Here is a 17,095-nt window from a genome sequence, read left to right on the forward strand (position 1 = left end):
ACCATGTAACTCACCCCATTCAAGGTTAAACGGCTGTTGCCGTCCGATTAATAGTCGAGACAAGCTAGAAAATCCGATAATTGGCGAACTTGCTCGCCATGCTGTACGTAAAGACGACGAGCAGGAAGCTGACTGCGGAATTGGCCAAGCCGATCGCTGTCGCGACCTCATATTGCGCGGACTGCAGTCCGGAGCGGTACACATACGTATCGATAATATCGCCGGAATCGAGCACGAGCGCGTTGTACATATTGAATACTTGGTCGAAGCCGGCATTCAATACGCCGTTTAGGCTGAGCGTCGCGAGCAGCGCGATCGTCATCGCGATTCCCGGCAATGTGATATGCAATAGTTTTTTGAAACGTCCGGCACCGTCGATTTCCGCGGCCTCGTACAAGGACGGATTGATGCTCGTGAGCGCGGCTAAGTAAATGATGGTGGAGAATCCGAATTCCTTCCACACATTCGTCGAGATAATAATCGAGCGGAACCAATGATTGCTGCCAAGGAACATTTGCGGTTCGAAGCCGAACCAGTGATGAAACACCCAGTTCACGGGGCCATCAAGCGAAAGAATGTCTTTCAATATGCCTGCCACGACGACCCAAGACAGAAAGTGCGGGAGGTAGACGACCGTTTGCACGGTGCGCTTGAACCAGCGAAGGCGAATTTCGTTCAGTAATAGCGCAAAGACGACCGGTACGATAATGAGCGTAATGATTTTACCGAATGAAATGATGAGCGTGTTGCGTAGAATCTTCGCGCTTTCCGGATTGGCGAGCACGAATTTGAAATGATCCCATCCTGCCCAGGGCGAACCCCAGATCCCCTTGGTCGGAGCGAAATCTTTAAAAGCCAGGATGATCCCCGACATCGGATAAATATTAAAGATTATGACCAACGCAAGAGCCGGCAGCAGCATGAAATGAAAATGAAGCGATTCTCGTTGCCAAAGCTTTGCCATCTCTATTCCTCCTAAACCATCCAAATCCCGCGGGAACCGGGAAGGGCGCGGCGTCAACCGTCCGGTTTAACGACGCGCCCTGTTCCGCAGCCTGGACTTCTGTATTATTTCGCTTCGTTGTCGTGCTGCTCGTTGACTTCTTTCGTGATTTGCTCGCCGCCGAGCTTATTCCACGTGCTGACGAAGTTGTCGAACTCGGAAATCGGCTTCTTGCCCGTGATGATTTCGAGGTAGGTTTTCGTCTCGAGGTCGGTCAGCGTCGTCCAATTCTGGTCCATCGTTTTGGTGGTGCCGGTGAACTCGTTGAATACGTTGTTAGCCTTCGTGTGCGCGACTACGCCGTTGCCTTCCATCCAGGCCAGGTACGTTTTGTAGTTGTTCAGATCCTTCTTCGGATTGTCTTTCTCCGATTTCACTTGATCGAAGATCGGTTTCTCTGCGATATCGAGAATGTCCGCTTGCGCTTTGCCTGCGAAAATATCATCGAATTTGCGTACCGTGCGCGCCGTCGTATCCGTGAATACCGGGGAAATCATGTTGTTGTTCAAGCCGTATTGGCCGCGCGTCGAATCGGATGCCTTATAGATGCCCGTCGTTTCCAAATCTTGAATTTCAGGAATCTTCAGCTGCGACGCTTGTTTCAGCACGTTCATGAATTTCATGGCCAGCTCCGGATGCGCAAAGCCTTTCTTCACGACCAGGAACGTGTTGCTGAAGAATTCGTTGCCGACATTGACATGATCGCCCGTCATGATCGGATACGCTTTCCATTCGCCCTTCGGATTGTTGTCGATCGCGCTGCCGAGCGGCCAGAACGGATTCCACCAGTTGCCGAGCATCAGGCCCGCGCGTCCGCTTGCGAGGTATTCGCTCGTTTTGTTGCCGTCGCGAAGCGCGAATTCTTTGTCAATCGTACCGTCTTTGTACATTTGCGCGAGCTTCTCGAGCGCCGCCTTCATCGCCGGCTGCGTCGATCCGTACACCAGCTTGCCGCTGTCGTCTTTCACCCACATGTTCGGATAGGCATCCATCGACCATACGAAACCGTTCAGCGCAAACGGCGAGTTGTCGAACAATACATCGCCTTTCAGTGCCAGGCCAAGCGTATCCGCTTTGCCGTTGCCATCCGGATCGTCGTTCTTGAACGCTTTCGCGATCGTCATCAAATCGTCGACCGACTTCGGTGCAGGCAGGTTGAGCTTGTCCAGCCAATCTTGGCGAACCCAGATCATATGAACGTTGTTCATGTCGCTTACGTTCGGCAGGCCGTACAGCTTGCCGTCGAAGGAAGCGTTCTTCAGCGCTTCGCCGTTGACGGAGTCTTGAACTTCCTTGACTGCCGGACTTGCGTACTGATCGTAAACTTGCGTAAGATCTTCGAGCATGCCGTTGTCGACCAGGCGTTTCAAAATCGTTTTGGCCGGCGTTTTGTCGATTTTCTCGACCGTGAAGATGTCCGGCAAATCGTTGCTTGCGATCATCAGGTTGAATTTGTTGAAGTAAGCCGCGCCGTTCGCTTCCCACAACGGCGTCGATTTGATGTTGAGCGCGTTCTCTATATAAGATTTGTATTTATTCGATGCGAAAGATTCGCCCTCCGGAAATTTCTTCGCAGCTTCAGGGTTGTTGTTAAGAATGGACGTGAACGCTACCGTTTCCGAGTACTTACCGAACGGATCCGGCTTCTCTGCAGGCTTGTCTGCCGGCTGATTCGCGTTCGTTGCCGTACCTCCATTGCTTCCTTCCGCGGCAGCGTTGGTCTCGTTGTTGTTCGAGCTCGTTCCGCAAGCGGTTGCAATGAGAAGCAGGGCAGCCAATGTCATGGCGACGGTTATCTTTTTCTTGTTCATGATACCCCTTCTTTCGTGGTGGTTGTCTTTCATGCATTCATCATACCTCCACAAGAGAATCGGCCGGGAGGGAAATTAAATCGCACAACGGGCGAAAAACGTTCATCCGTTTCTGTCCGCCTATGTAGCAGTGAACGGTTTTCCGACATGAGATGACAACTTTCGACCTTGAATAGATAGAAAGAAAGACCCGTGCGCGCGCATGGGTCTTGGTCTTGTTTCAGCCTGCCCGGCATCGCCGCTCTTGTCAGCGTACCGATCGGCCGGTCTAGCGGAGATGCTTCTCCCGATATTCGGACGGAACCATGCCCGTTTGAATACGGAAGATTTTGCTGAAATATTTCTCGTCCTGAAAACCGGTCTTCTCCGCGATCCAGTAGATCGGCATGTCGGCGTGCTCGATCAGCAGACGTTTCGCCTTCTCCAGCCGGATTTCCTTCGCGGCGTCATGAAACGAACGGCCGACGATTTCTTTGAAAATCGTGCTGAAATACCCTTGGCTCAGATTGACCATAGCAGCCAGATCCGCACGGCTCGCGTGCTCGCCGAGATCCGTCTGCAGCAAATCGATCGCGCGCAGGATGGCGACGAACACGTCGCCGGAGCATGCGAACCCTTTGGCGAATGCGGCCAGCTCCCGGCAATATACGCCGAACCAGCGCTCCCATTCAGCCAGCGTCCGATAGGAACGCACCTCGTCCTGACTGCCGCGGAATGTCTCGGCCATGCCGGCCAGCATGGCCCAAGAAGCCGCTGTCCGCTCGAACAATTCGATCAATATCCGGCTGCGGGGCTGAATCGTTCGGCATGCATCCATGACGCGCTGGAATTCCTTCGGATCGAACACCCAGCGCATCGCTGTCCAGGTTTGTCGCAGCGATTCCAGTTCCGGCTCGGCCGGTTTCCGGTTCGCGGCAGCAGATTCAAGCTCTTCAAGCGAGATTGTCCAGGCACCGTCTGCGGGTTGATAATCATAGAATAGTTTCTCCCGAAGCCAGGCAAGCCATTCCGATGCTTTCGCCCGGGTGCGCCACTCTGTCACGCGAATGAAGAACGCGCAGCCGCTCATCTCCGGTCCAGCCAGCTCCGCCAGCAAAGCATCGACTTCCGAACGGCTCCGGTTCGCGAACAGCCAGCCATTCCCGTTGAGCGCCACGGCTCCTGCAGCGGTATCAAAGCCGGCCGATCCCGCTTCTCCCGGACCGGAATAAAGCATAACGAGCGCTTGCTTGGCCTCCGCCGCGGCTGCCGGTTGGCGCTGCAGCTCATGATTCGCATGCATGCGGTCCGAAATCCGCTTCAGCATATCTTCCAGCACTTCGTCGGCCAAGTTCGTCTTGACGACGTAATCGACGGCTCCGAGCCGCATGGCATCCTGCAGAAAATGAAAATCCTGATGGCAGGTCAGAACGACCGTCAAGACGGACGGATAGCGTTCCTTCACTCGCTTCATCAGTTCGAAGCCGTCCATGGCCGGCATCGTGATGTCCGTCATCAACAGATCGACCGGCGTACGTTCCATCAATTCCAGCGCAGCTTCGCCATTATCCGCTTCGCCAACGATTTGAAACCCCCGCTCCCCCCAAGGGAGCGTCAGTATAAGCCCTTTCCGTACCAAATGCTCATCGTCAACGATCAATGTCCTGATCATCCCAGACCTCCATTATCCCAACAGGCAGCTTGAGCCGCATAGCCGTGCCGACGCCGAGCTCGCTTTCCACATCCAACCTGTATTGATCTCCGTAGTAAACTCGCACGGTATTATTGACGAACGACAGTCCGATGCCAAGACCGACCTTCCTCCGCCCGCCGCTGTCTTCGGCGAACAGCGCCGTTACCGTTTCCGGCGACATGCCTTCTCCGTTGTCTCTGACTTCAAGCAGGAAATGCCCGCTATCGAGCAGGCGGACGGTCACGCGAATGGTGCCGTCTTTATTCCTAAACCCGTGATACATCGCGTTCTCGACGATCGGCTGCAGCAGGAAGCGCGGCACTTCGATCGCCTCCGTGCCTTCATCCGCTTCGATCACCACATGAAACTGATGATTGTAACGCATTTGCTGCAGCTCTATATAATCTCGGACGGTCTGAATTTCCTCGCGGACGGTGACAAGCTGACCTTCCTTGCCCAGATTGTAGTTCAGCACCCGGGTGAAGATCGTCAGCAGCTTCACGATTTCGTCCTGTCCGTTGATCCGGGCCAGCCACTGCGCCGTATTCAGCGTGTTATGAATAAAATGCGGATTGATCTGATACATCAGCTTCTCGACTTCCAGATGGCGTTTGCGCGTCTCCTTGGTCTCGATCTCGGTCATGAGCCCTTTAATCCGTTTACGCATGTCGTAGAACTGCGCAAGCAGCTCGTCAAACTCCTTGATCATCATGGATTCCGTCGGCTCATTGAACCTGTTCTCGCCGAGCATCTTGAACTGCCTGCGGATTCGCTGCAGCGGCCGGTAAATCATCGTCCAAATGATCCAGCCGAATAAGAGTCCGATGAGCAGCGACACCAGACCGACGATCGCAAAACGTTTCAGCCACGTGTTCATTTCTTTGTGATAGTCATCATTGTCGATAACGAGCGCAAGCTTAATGCCGTATTTGCTCGCCGTATCGAAGAAGACGAAGCTGTTCTTCCGTTCCGCTTGTAGTTTCTTATAGTCGGCACCGGCCGGAAATTGCTTGTCCCCGCCGCTGTAGATGATCTTCCCGTTCTCGTCCAGCAGCAGATGCGTCACCGGCATTCCGTATGGCTCGCTGTTGAATAGGTCGGCAATCGTCGATACATTCGTCTCGATATAGACGAAGATCGACGGCCCGTCCCCTTCGCCTCTGCTCGAATCCGTTTCCCGCATGATCGAAAACACCGAATTCTTGCTGTTTACGTACATCGTTTGATGGGGTCCGTTCAGCGTGTACTTGCCTGGCTGCGAGGTAATCGTATGAAAGCTGTCCAAATTGAGTTTCGGATTAATATATAAATTCTCGAACAGAAATTGCTTCGTCTCCGGCAAATAGTAAGCCGTCAGTCCGAGAAGAGGGTTCGTGTAGTTGATGAGGGAGATATAGTCCTCGATTTCCTTGCCCAAGTCCTGCTTGTCGAGCGGATCGTCCGTCTTCAAATACGCTTTCAAATCCTTGCCGACCTTGCCTTCGAACGCCAGCTGCCGAGAGGAATAATCGAGGTTGCTCAGAATGGATTCGAGCCCGTTCCGCTCCTGCTCCAGATTCTTATCGACTCCTCGTTCGACCTTGTTCTGCAGCACATTGTAGATACCGTAATAGGAGATCGCCCCGATGAGCAGCATCGGAATCATGACCGACAGGACCAGCATCGCAATCAGCCGGAATTTCAACGTATAGGGGAGCATTTCCTGCACCCGTCTAGCAAAACCGTTCATCTGCGGCTCTCGCCTCCAAGTTGCTTCGGAAGACACGCTTCCTCGGATCTAGTTGCATGGCGTTCGCGATTAGACGAATCACCTCTTATCAGCGCATTCTATCTCAAAATCAAATGATGCGCAACGATGGTTCGGCTTCCCGGTTCTGCTAAATCGCGCTTCAAAATAAAAAAGCGCCCCCGCCGACAATACGACAATATGGGAGCGCCTTTCGTGTAAGCTTAAGTTATTCTGTTAGTTCGGTAACGCCGACCAGCCCCGTCCCCGCTTGATAGCCGCCCTGCTCCATGCTCGGATCCACGCTCCACAGCTTGGCCATGAGCTGTACATCCTCCTCGCCCGGCAGGACCGGCTCATCGGCTTCCAAATCGGTGAAAGCCAGATTAGCTTCGCGTTCCGCAGAGCTCAGCCCTCCTTGGTCGAGAATCGTCTCTCCCCGCTCGCCGACATACGCGAAGCCGCGGATGATTTCGCCTTGTTTGGCAAGGACCCAGGCATGGTATTCAACGACCCGGTGAGAACCGAAGTAGCCGGCTTCTCCGAAAGAAAGGCTTAACCGCTCCAGCATCTGCAGCGGCCCGGGTTCTTCCGCGCTGCTCAAATCCGGCATATACGGATTCACGACCAGCGTCCAGCCATGAATGGGAGGCGAGACGAAGTAGTACCCGGCATCGGCTCCGGCCATGCCGGTTTGCCAGTTTGCGGGCTGCAAACGCTTGAGCTGCAAGCAATTCGCCACGGCCTCCGTATCTATCGTTCGAACCGCGAACCACTGGGATTTGTAACCGAAGGGCACGGGCATGTCGGGCGTTGTCTCGAACTTCACGGGATACAGGGGAAATCCCGGCGTCACCGTCTTTTTGGACGCTTTATTTTTGCGTTGGTTTTTCCAAAGCCAGCCGATGAGCGCGATGAACATAAGGAATGGAACCACGGCTGCGACTAATGGACTCATGATGCGTAACTCCTTTGCTAGCTTAAATGTTTGATGAAATAAAAGTGCCGGTGCCCCAGTGGCGCGTTGTCAATAACGGCCAGCTCGGCATAGCCGTGTTTCTTGTAAAATTCAGGCGCTTGAAACGTGAAGGTGTTCAGCTTGATGAACGTGCACTGTTTCTCGATCGCGATGCGCTCGATGGCTTCCATCATCGCCGAACCGTGACCTTCTCCCCGACGGGCTTCATCCACCCACAGGATATGAACTTCGATCCAATTCCAGCAATATTCGCTCAGCATGCCGCCGATGATCCGGCCTTCCTCATCCCGCTGAACGAGATGAATCTCCTCGTAGCGGTCTCGAATCGCTTCCGGCAATTGGCTTGCATTAAACGCGATCAGACGGTTGCGTATGTAGCCGCTCTCTTCCTGGACATGCGTACGTTCCGGCGTGGACGCCATCGTTATCCCCCGCTCTTCGGTTGGTCTCGCTTCATCGTCACCGCGTACGGTTCAAATCCAACGCCGCGCCAAAATCGCTCGCCGCGCGAATTCCCGCTCAATACATCAATGACAACCGGGGAATCGGGCGGAAAGGCGCTAGTCTCGAGCAGCTCGATACCGGCCCGGCCGATGCCGCGTCCGCGATGTTCGGCCGCGATAAAATACTGCCTGAGAAATACTTCCTGGCGCGCGGCATCGTAGGGCCGAGGCCGCGCTTCGAACAGGGCGTAGCCGGCGATTTCCCGATCAAGCTCGAATATCGCGCATGACCAGCCCGTCTCCAGGAAGTTGCGCATTCGAACCTCCAGCTCCGCCAGATTCATCGGGTTCTCGCTGCCTTCGTCTTCGATCAGCTGCCGATTCATCTGCGCAAGCCGTGCAGCGTCGTCCAATCCGGCCATCCGGTATGTCAATGCGCCCATGCTCCACTCTCCCCTCAACATCCCGTTATAGTTAGGCAGCGGCAGCGTTACGCATCCGGATTCCCGGGTTTCCACCCGACCTTCTGACTCCACTTGCTCGCACTGCGCAGCGTGTCCCAGATATAGGGGTCCTTCTCTTCCGTATACCGTTCGCGTTCGTGCCGAAGCGACTTCGCGAGCGAATGCTTGATGGCCGCGTACCGCTTCGCTTCATGTGCATGGAGGCGGACGTAGTCCCTGAACAAGAGAGCCGTTTGCTCCGAGAAGCTGCCAAGCTCGCGAACATGGATATGCGTCCTGCGAGTCCCCTCCGACTCCCTGAAATACCGCTTCGTTAGATCGGGATTGTCCGCCCGATGCACGTAGCCTAATCCTGCCAAGTCGTCCGCGATGGCCGGCATTTCCGCAAACGAACGGACGGAAATTTGAATATCGATCACCGGCTTGGCGTCCAAACCGATGACTGCGGTCGATCCGATATGGTCGATGCGCAATGCTTTACTCCCCAAAGCTTGTCTCAGGAAGCCGCCGATTTCGATAAATTCCGCAGGCCAATTCGCATCATAAGGAACGATTACGATGGGATCCTTCATCTTCTCACCCTCCCCACGATTGCATTGCCGATAGGTCTCCTTCACATTGAAGCAGAAGCTGCTACGAGAATGACTCCCGCTATGACCAAACTGGCCGTCGTACGGGTACTGAGTTTCCGGTTACGGCCCGATTTGTACCAGCCTTTGAATTGAAACCAGTTTCGATAGCATACGAACAGCAAGGCGAAATTTCCGAGCCCCCGGAGCCATACGGATCCTTTGTCTTGATTCAACCCATGGAAAACGAGCCGTTCGACCGCATCGGTTATGTAGTAAAAGATCAGCGCGATGACACATATCCGCAATAGTTCGAGAATCATAGATTGCCCTTGTCGCATTGCTTTATTAACCTCACTATTCCATAGAGCTATTGTTTACGCGTTCCCGGATCAGCTGCCTCGCATAAGTTTGAACGGCTGCATCGTCCCACACCTGAACCTCGATGTATCGTTCGGGGCCGCTCTCCCCTTCCGGGTTCCAATGCTGCGGCAAGCCGTACTGCCCGATAATCCCGCGAATTTCCGCTTTGGTGTATACCTGCTCCCGATAAGGACGGCCGTCGGCAACGCGCATCGTCGGAAACAGATCGCCATAAGTAAAACTAAGTGTCTCCGCCGTAAAATAATCCCAGTCCAACGCAATGACTTCCGGCTCGACGAACCATGTTTCCAGCCATCGACACGGTCCCAGCGTCATGTAGTGCGGGAAGTTGCCGGAAGGACGGCCGCCTTTCCGCACGAACATCGACCTGGCCCGCTGCTCCAATTCACGCCGAATGGCGAGATAATCGTCGCTGCGTTTGCTCGCGAACGCGCGGCCTTCAACCCGCAGACGGGCGCTGACGCATGCGGCGTCCTCGTCGGAGAGCGCCGATAAATTGCGGAACGGACCTGCGCCGCGTTCAAAATAATGATAGAGCAGCATCGTTTCCACCGGCCCCTTCGATTACCTACTCCTTGAACGACAAGCCTTTGGCCGCAAACGATCGGCGGATGAGATCCACTGCTTTCGGACCGATGCCGTGCAGTTCCGCAAACTCGCGCTCGCTCAGCTTGGACACGTGTTCCAGACTGGACAAGCCGGCGTTAGCCAGTGCGCGCTGCGCCGGTTTGGATAGACCTGCAGGCAGATCGCCGCCGGGCAGCCCGTTTTCTTGCTCGTTCATCATCATTCCTCCTGTCATCGTATGTTGCGAATCGGTTTCTCCAACGCGTACAATTCGTCTTCGATTTGAGCCGTTTTGTCCTGCATCAGTTTCCGGGCGTCCGAAATCGCCTGATTGTAGACGTAAGGCCCAAGCTCCTTCAGCATAAAATCGATCAGCGACTCCGCGCTTATCGAACCGATCGATTCGGAACGCTCTTCCTCGAAATACGATTGCACGCTTCGAACGATGTCGTCTTTCTGTTCCTTGGGCAATTTGACGGGAATGAACATGCAGCTCCTCCTTCATGATTGGTCGTATTAAACATCCTGCAGATAAGCCGAACCATTGACGCATCGGCGGATTGAACGTGAGCAGCGACAACGATAGAATGATTTTCGCGTTCTTCGTCAATGTACCCCGCTCCTTACGCCCGCAGGTTGAATTGGCTGTCGACATAGAGCTTCTTCGAAGCCTGCTCAAGATACAAGTCCCTTAATCGCTCATCGTGCTCCAATGCAGCTTCGATCGGGACGGAACCATGCGACTGCAGCTTCCCCTGCACATACGCGCAATGATGATCGTAACAGGCTGGGTCCCGGACGATAGCGTCCAGGCATACCTTAACGTTCGCTGCGATTCCGAGATTCGATGGATGCAGGATCCACTCCGTATCCTTCCAATCCAAGATGCCTTCGGGCGTCTTGATCGGTGTTTCATAGGGGTAATGCTCATCCACCTCAGCTAAATACGCGTACATGCCGCCGAATTTAGCACCGTCCAGCAGCCAGGTGACGAGACCTTTGAATTGCAAATCATAGGTTTCAATCCCGGTTTCTTCGCGAAACTCCCGCTCCATGGACGCGCGCGGCGTTTCGCCTGGCTCGAGCTTGCCGCCGATGCCGTTCCAGCAGCCCATCCAGCTTGCCCGTTCCCGGTTCAACATCAGGATTTGACTGCCGCGCCTGATAAAACAAATCGTATACGCAATCATCCTATCATCCCGTTCCTGCGAACCGTATTTCCCTAATTATAACGGGATTCTGAATATTGGAAAATAATAAAAAAACCGGAATTTGATCAGCAAGCTATTCCGCTTGCTGCCGGCTGCCTTTCCGCTTCCATATCCGGTTGCCCGCATAGACGGCGATCAGAAATCCCGCGTATACCGCAGCGGCGGTAATCAGCGCGTTCCGGTCTCCTGCAATCCGTCCGCCAATGAATGCAAACACGAGCATCCCTGGAATCTTCCCAAGAAGCGAAGCGCCGGCATAAGTCAGGAATGGAAGCGACACCGCGGCCGCGTACGCGTTCACGGCAAGCTGGGGGACGACGGGAATAAGCCGCGCAAGCAGGACGGAACCGAAAGGACGATGCTCGACGAGCGACGTCCAACGTGCTGTCACGGCGTAGCGGCGAAGCAGCAACCGCGCCCGGTCCTGCAGCACGTACCGAAACAGCCCGTACGTGAGCAGTGCAGCCAGCCATGCGCCGATCAAACTGATGAGCGCGCCGGGCAGCGGACCGTACAAATACCCCATCGTGCCGATGACGACACTGAAAGGAATGATGGGTACGCATGCCAGTCCGGTCACGATCAGCAGCATCAACGCAGGCGAAACGGCGCCCGAGTGGATCCAGTCCAACAGTTCCGTTTTGTTTGACCAAACGGCGATCAGCATGACAAGGTAAGCCGGAAGAAGCGCCCACCGCTTCCAAGCAACAGCTGCCTGGGCGGGTGCCGGCTGGGTTGAATCCGTTGCTCCCGTTCCGATTAAAGCGGTTTCGTTTCGTTCCGGATTGTTGCTTGGATGAGCCGCAACTGCAGCAGCCGTTGGTTCGTTTCTCGCGGATTTCATCTGTGTGCCTTCCTTTTCCATCTCCAGCCCCAATTGAACGTTCGACTTGTTTGCCTGTACTTAACCAGCCGCAACAATGCCGACTCGATTCATTTCGCTTCGACCGACTATGAAGCTCTCTACAACATTATAGCGCCCATGCCGGCCGAGAGGAACCTGCCGACTGAACCGATTCTATAGTCCGCCATCGCTGCAGACTTAGCAAAAACGGGACGAAGCGGCACATCTGCCTGCTCCGTCCCGCATAAGTACGCTAGTACGCTTGCTTGCGCCGCTAGCTCCGCTCCGCTATTACAGCTGCTTGCGCATATTGACATGCGGGATTCCCGCATCCAAGAAGGGCTCGCCCGGCTCCGTTTCATAGCCGAGCTTGTGGTAAAACCCTTCCGCCGTGCACTGCGCGCCCAGGAATGACGCCGAGTAGCCTTCGGCCTTCGCGTCCGCTTCCATCGTTGCAAGCAGCTGCCTGCCCACTCCCGTTCCCCGGTAAGGAAGCAGCACGGCGATCCGCTGCATTTTCGCAACGCCCGGCTCGTATTCCTTCCACCGGCCTGCCCCGATGGCTTTGCCGTTATCCGTCACCAGGAAATGATGGCAGGATTCCGGCGTATCATCGTATTCATCCCGCTCCTCGTCAGCAGGCACCTTCTGTTCGTCGACGAACACGGTGAAGCGAACGCCGATCGCATCCTCCAGCATTTCCGGGGTCGTAATTCGTTCATAATTCAAAGCCACTGCGATAACCTCTTTCTGCATTTCAATGTTATTTAATTGGTCATGCTATTAGTTCGTTTGCAAATCCGCTGATTCTTCCGCCGATTCGTAGTAGGCTTCGATCGGTCCTTGCAAGAACGGCCCCGCGCTGCCGAGCGCGTATAAGTATAGCTCATGCATCGCCCGGGTACAAACCGTATAAAACAATCGCCGGTCGCTTTCTTGCCCGTAGCCCGTCGGGGATCCCGAAGCGTCATAGACCAGCACCGCGTCGAATTCCACGCCTTTCGCCAAATAAGACGGGATGACGACGATGCCCGGCTCGAACGTGGACGTCTCCGACTCCACGAGACGGATCGGCCCGACGCCAAGCAGCGCTTCATGGACGACCAGGCTTTGAGCGGCGGTTTTGCAGATGACGGCGATCGTGCGATTGCCTTGCGTCGCGAGCAAGGTCAACTTGGCGCGAATCATCTTGTACAGGGCATCGCGATCCTCTGCCACCATGAGCTTCGGCTTCAGGCCATCCCGATTGAATGGCTGAATTTCTTCGCCGCCAGCAATAAGCATGCTCGTGAATTCAACGATCGGACGCGTGGAACGGTAGCTCTGCTTCAACACGATGGTTTCCGTATCCGAAGCCTCGTACAAAGCCGCCAGAGCAGTGAAGCCCGTGCTTTCGCCGGCATCCGCATGCGCTTGTATGGACTGGTTCAGATCGCCCAGCGCCGTAATCCGGCTGAATGGAAACAACCGCTGCAAGTAAGCAAACTGGAAAGCCGTATAGTCCTGCGCTTCATCGATCAGCACGTGCCGAACGGATGTATTCGTCTGGAAACCGCGGATACGCTCCACGACATACAGGAACGGCGTAGCATCCTCGTAGGCCATTTTCTTCAGCAGCAGCCGGTCGATCGTATCTTTGCAGATCGGTTCCCACGACTCCGGTAGCTCGATACCTGCATGCGCAGCTGCATGAGCGGCAATCTCCGAATTAAGGAACAATCGCAGAAACGTGGAGCGCACATCGACGAAGGTCAGTTTCTTGATCCGGCTGCGGACCGGTTTTACCGCTTCCATGACGACATACTGGCCCAGCAGCTCCCGTTCCCGGTCGAAATCGTCGAACGATTCGTCCTTCAGCTTGCGATTCTGCCGTCTCAGCGTCTGATAGGCGCGCAAATATGTCTCTTTGTCCAGCAGATCGATCGCTTGGTCGACCCAATCTTCCTTCAGCGCCGCCCGCTGCCTGGTCTTTAATAACCCCAGCAGCCATTCCGCCGTCAACCGCATCCGGTTCGGCACCGCGATGGACCGATCCAGGCCGTAGAAATGCGCTCCGATTTCCTCCCCGGTCGCAAGCACCTCTTCCTTGAAGCGAACGTCTCTGAAAATAATGCCGGCCCCGCCCAATACGCCGAGATAGCCGTCGATCAGCCGCACGAAGCCCATCGTCGCTTTATAGCGGATGCCTGCCATGCGGGCTTCATAACCAGGCTCCTTCTCCGCTCTTAACGCGTATTCCAATTGCGCGTACGGATTTTCCAGCTTGAAGGAATGTCCTAGCCGCGCGGCCAAATAATCCTGGAACGTCGTTTGCTGCATATTCTCTTCGCCCAGCTCGGGCAGCACCGTCGATACGTAACTGTTGAACATGGGATTCGGCGAGAACAGAACGATTTGATCCGCGTTCAGCGTTCCCCGGAACCGGTAGAGCAAATAAGCCACGCGCTGCAGCGCCGCTGACGTTTTCCCGCTTCCCGCGGCGCCTTGCACGAGCAGCAACCGGCTCCGCTCGTTGCGGATGATGCGGTTCTGCTCCCGTTGAATCGTACCGACGATGCTGCGCATCTGCGCATCGGACTGGCGGCCGAGCACTTCTTGCAGCAACTCGTCGCCGATGGTCACGCCGGTATCGAACAAACTGACGATTTCGCCGTCGCGAATGACGAATTGTCTCTTCAGCTGAAGATCGCCGCGAATCAGGCCAGCGGGCGTTTGAAGCTGCGCCGGACCGGGTGGATAGTCGTAATACAGGCTGGCGATCGGCGCCCGCCAATCATAGATCAAGTAATGCTCGTCGGCGCGGTCGCGCAGCGATGAAATGCCAAGATAGACTTCATCCGCGGACGACTCTCCGTCCTCCAGAAAGTCGATACGGCCGAAATACGGCGAAGACTTCAGCTTTCGCAGCGTCTTGAGCTGCTGCGCGGCATGCCGATGCGTCCGTTCCCGTTCGGATAGCACTTCCGCCTGCTGCTTCAAACTAGCGAACGACTCGGCCATTTCAACGGCATCCTCGAAGTTGACCGTGACGTCGTCCCAGAAGTTCTTTCGAATGTCGACCATCTCGGAATGCGTGTCGGACGTCTGCAGCTCGAGCGCCTCGATGCGCTGGTCAACCTGCTTGACGACCTCGTCGACGCGCTCCTGTTCGGCCGACCACTCGGGTTGTTTCTCGCTCACTTTGAACCACCCTTTCCCCTTATCCTCACTCGAAAATCGTTATGTATACATACGACTCCCCTCCATCCTTCGTGCATGCATCGAAGGACCGAAGGGGAGCGTGGCATCGCTTATTTTAAACTTTCAGCATACGTTAGGCGTTTACTTTCTCGTGGCCGAACGCTTTGGCCGCCTGCTTCGCTTCTTCGATCGCCTTCGCTTTGATCGCGTCTGCCTGTGCCGGAGCCGCATTGTGGCCTTCGACGAAAATACCTTTAAAGTCCGTGATGCCGAAGAAAGCCATGATCGCCGTCAAATGACGATGACCGCACTCCATGCCCGCGGCGGGGCCTTCTGAATAATTACCGCCGCGCGCCTGAATGTGAATCGCCGATTTATTCGGCAGCAGTCCGACAGGGCCTTCCTGCGTATATTTGAACGTTTTGCCAGCCACGCAAATGGAGTCGATGTAAGCTTTCATAATTGGCGGATAAGAGAAGTTCCACATCGGCGTTACGAATACGTACTTGTCCCCGGCGACGAATTCGTCGACGAGCTCGCCCAAACGGCTAACCTTCCGTTGTTCCCCGGAAGACAAATCCTTGAATTCGCCGCCGCCCCTCAGCTTGCCCCAGCCGCTGAATACATCGGCATCGATATGCGGAATATCCATATTGTACAAGTCCAAATGCTTGATCTCATCCTGCGGATGAGCTTCCCGGTAAGCATCGAGAAAGGCCTGTCCCACCGCCATGCTGAACGAAGTTTGATGATCATGCGGATGCGCGGTAATATACAATAATTTCGCCATGGTAAATGCGATCCCTGCCTTTTCGTTAAAATGACTGACGCTCCATAGGTTGTTCCGGCTTGGAGGGGTTCATGTAACGAGAAAGCGCATGGCAAAGCGGCTTTTGCTGGCGGCGATGCATGTATTAACCTTATCGGGACGTCGGCAGAAGTCGTTTCTTCTTGGCGATTCCAGTATCGCGGCTAACGTACATAACGGCCGACGTACGAACGCAAACTATTGTCATGAAACGGATAAGCAATCGCCGTCTTCATGTTATAGCATAGTCGGGGACGTAATGCCAGCGGCTCGCGGGACTGGCTAATGCGTCTCGGCCGGTGCGGCGGCAAGAGCGGAATTCGGCCAGCTCGCAAGCAAGGCAATGAACTGCTCCGCAACCGGAGGCAGCGCATCTTCCGCACGCGTGAACAACAAGATCGGGTTGCGCTGATCGATGCCTTCCGCTCGAAGCCGGACAAGCTCGCCCCTTGCTACCGCCGACCTTGCCTCCATGGATGAAACGAATGTTACGCCGAGACCGGATGCGGCGGCATGCAGCGATTCATGGACGCCGCTCACTTGAAGGGCTGTCTTCGGCGGCGGCGCGCCGTGAATGCGGCATAAGGTAAGCAGCTGTTCCCGGGCTGCGCTTCCGGGCTCGCGCATGACGAACGCTTCGTTCATGAGCGCGGCTATGGAAAACCGTTTCCCTGCCAGCGCGTGCCCGCTTGCCGCGACGAACCAAAGCTCATCCTCCAGCAGCAGCTGCCGCGTTAATCCGGGCTGCTCCGGCACTCCTCCTCCAATGATGGCCGCATCCGCCTCGTAACGAAGAAGCGCCTGAATCGCATTGTCCGCATTGAGCGTTTGCAGCGTGATGTTCACGCCCGGGAATGCGGCGCGATATGCGGCCAGCCGTTCCGGCAGGAGGAAATTCGCCGGCAGCGAAGTGGCTGCGAGCCGCAGTTCCCCGGCCGCGCCCGTTACGTAATCCCCCATATCGCGCAGGATCTCTTCCTGGAGCGAGAACAACCGCGCGGCATGAGCCGCGAGCCGCTCCCCCGCTTCCGTCAGCAATATGCCTCTGCCCTTCGGAGCAAGCAGGGTCAATCCCAGCTCGGCTGCCATATTCCGCACATGAGCCGTCACGGCCGGTTGGCTGATGCGCAGCGCTTCGGCTGCCTTGGTCACGCTCCCCGTCGCTGCCACATGATGAAACACGATCAATCCGTACAAATTCATCTTCGCAACTTCCTCCGCTCGCTCGCCGCATGCCGATTCCGCGCATCCAACTCATAATCAATTATTATACATTCGCAATTTTTTAATATTGGTATTATTAAAGATTTTTATTTATTGTAGTTGTAAGAGGGGCCCCTCACAAGAGAACAAACTTTAAAAAACGGCTAAAGCATTTAACGGTTATTAAGGCAAGAGTCGGCGAATAAGCGCTTTGCAAATCATTGCGGATAA

19 protein-coding genes (1 of these 19 only partly in view) are annotated in these 17,095 nt (G+C 55.2%); all 19 read right to left on the bottom strand.

Translation table 11 applies throughout. The annotated features are described in order from the left end of the window. Nucleotides 1-5: the beginning of a carbohydrate ABC transporter permease gene (locus tag GZH47_RS03255; RefSeq protein ID WP_162638516.1), read on the bottom strand. 880 nt of this gene lie to the left of the window's left edge; only the first 5 of its 885 coding nucleotides appear in the window; the start codon lies at nt 3-5; its stop codon lies off the left edge, out of view. A gap of 59 nt (nt 6-64) precedes the next feature. Continuing rightward, nucleotides 65-964: an ABC transporter permease gene (locus GZH47_RS03260; protein WP_162638517.1), complete on the bottom strand. Its 900-nt coding sequence runs from the start codon at nt 962-964 to the stop codon at nt 65-67. A gap of 104 nt (nt 965-1,068) precedes the next feature. Beyond that, nucleotides 1,069-2,814, bottom strand: coding sequence for an extracellular solute-binding protein (locus GZH47_RS03265; RefSeq protein ID WP_162638518.1), 1,746 nt, complete (start codon nt 2,812-2,814; stop codon nt 1,069-1,071). A 268-nt stretch (nt 2,815-3,082) separates the two neighbouring features. Beyond that, the gene (locus GZH47_RS03270) at nt 3,083-4,465 is read right to left on the bottom strand and encodes a response regulator (RefSeq protein WP_162638519.1); all 1,383 of its coding nucleotides are present in this window, start codon (nt 4,463-4,465) and stop codon (nt 3,083-3,085) included. Beyond that, the gene (locus GZH47_RS03275) at nt 4,443-6,215 is read right to left on the bottom strand and encodes a sensor histidine kinase (RefSeq protein ID WP_162638520.1); all 1,773 of its coding nucleotides are present in this window, start codon (nt 6,213-6,215) and stop codon (nt 4,443-4,445) included. The genes GZH47_RS03270 and GZH47_RS03275 overlap by 23 nt, the downstream gene beginning before the upstream one ends. A gap of 226 nt (nt 6,216-6,441) precedes the next feature. Then, the gene (locus tag GZH47_RS03280; RefSeq protein WP_225446347.1) at nt 6,442-7,170 is read right to left on the bottom strand and encodes a hypothetical protein; all 729 of its coding nucleotides are present in this window, start codon (nt 7,168-7,170) and stop codon (nt 6,442-6,444) included. 17 nt (nt 7,171-7,187) lie between these two features. Next, nucleotides 7,188-7,613, bottom strand: coding sequence for a GNAT family N-acetyltransferase (locus GZH47_RS03285; RefSeq protein WP_162638521.1), 426 nt, complete (start codon nt 7,611-7,613; stop codon nt 7,188-7,190). Nucleotides 7,614-7,615: 2 nt separating this feature from the next. Then, a complete protein-coding gene (locus GZH47_RS03290) occupies nt 7,616-8,077 on the bottom strand; it encodes a GNAT family N-acetyltransferase (protein WP_162638522.1) in 462 nt (153 codons plus the stop codon). Nucleotides 8,078-8,124: 47 nt separating this feature from the next. After that, the gene (locus GZH47_RS03295; protein ID WP_162638523.1) at nt 8,125-8,670 is read right to left on the bottom strand and encodes a GrpB family protein; all 546 of its coding nucleotides are present in this window, start codon (nt 8,668-8,670) and stop codon (nt 8,125-8,127) included. A 41-nt stretch (nt 8,671-8,711) separates the two neighbouring features. Next, complete coding sequence (locus tag GZH47_RS03300; protein WP_162638524.1) at nt 8,712-8,990, bottom strand: hypothetical protein; 279 nt, start codon at nt 8,988-8,990, stop codon at nt 8,712-8,714. 34 nt (nt 8,991-9,024) lie between these two features. Beyond that, nucleotides 9,025-9,594, bottom strand: a complete 570-nt coding sequence (locus GZH47_RS03305) for a hypothetical protein (protein WP_162638525.1) — start codon at nt 9,592-9,594, stop codon at nt 9,025-9,027. A gap of 25 nt (nt 9,595-9,619) precedes the next feature. Continuing rightward, nucleotides 9,620-9,835 carry a helix-hairpin-helix domain-containing protein gene (locus tag GZH47_RS03310; RefSeq protein ID WP_192043577.1) on the bottom strand — a complete coding sequence of 72 codons (216 nt, stop codon included), beginning with the start codon at nt 9,833-9,835 and terminating at the stop codon, nt 9,620-9,622. 14 nt (nt 9,836-9,849) lie between these two features. Then, the gene (locus GZH47_RS03315; RefSeq protein ID WP_162638527.1) at nt 9,850-10,107 is read right to left on the bottom strand and encodes a DUF2164 domain-containing protein; all 258 of its coding nucleotides are present in this window, start codon (nt 10,105-10,107) and stop codon (nt 9,850-9,852) included. 134 nt (nt 10,108-10,241) lie between these two features. After that, a complete protein-coding gene (locus GZH47_RS03320) occupies nt 10,242-10,808 on the bottom strand; it encodes an NUDIX hydrolase (protein ID WP_162638528.1) in 567 nt (188 codons plus the stop codon). 94 nt (nt 10,809-10,902) lie between these two features. Further along, on the bottom strand, nt 10,903-11,673 hold the full coding sequence (locus GZH47_RS03325; RefSeq protein ID WP_162638529.1) for a TVP38/TMEM64 family protein: 771 nt from the start codon (nt 11,671-11,673) through the stop codon (nt 10,903-10,905). 291 nt (nt 11,674-11,964) lie between these two features. Further along, nucleotides 11,965-12,408: a GNAT family N-acetyltransferase gene (locus GZH47_RS03330; protein WP_404823741.1), complete on the bottom strand. Its 444-nt coding sequence runs from the start codon at nt 12,406-12,408 to the stop codon at nt 11,965-11,967. Between the two features lie 48 nt (nt 12,409-12,456). Next, complete coding sequence (gene helD / locus GZH47_RS03335) at nt 12,457-14,853, bottom strand: RNA polymerase recycling motor HelD (protein ID WP_225446348.1); 2,397 nt, start codon at nt 14,851-14,853, stop codon at nt 12,457-12,459. A gap of 133 nt (nt 14,854-14,986) precedes the next feature. Continuing rightward, a complete protein-coding gene (locus GZH47_RS03340; protein ID WP_162638531.1) occupies nt 14,987-15,643 on the bottom strand; it encodes an FMN-dependent NADH-azoreductase in 657 nt (218 codons plus the stop codon). 300 nt (nt 15,644-15,943) lie between these two features. Continuing rightward, a complete protein-coding gene (locus GZH47_RS03345; RefSeq protein ID WP_162638532.1) occupies nt 15,944-16,864 on the bottom strand; it encodes a LysR family transcriptional regulator in 921 nt (306 codons plus the stop codon). Nucleotides 16,865-17,095 lie beyond the last annotated feature (231 nt).

The organism is Paenibacillus rhizovicinus, from assembly GCF_010365285.1.
Lineage (GTDB): Bacteria > Bacillota > Bacilli > Paenibacillales > Paenibacillaceae > Paenibacillus_Z > Paenibacillus_Z rhizovicinus.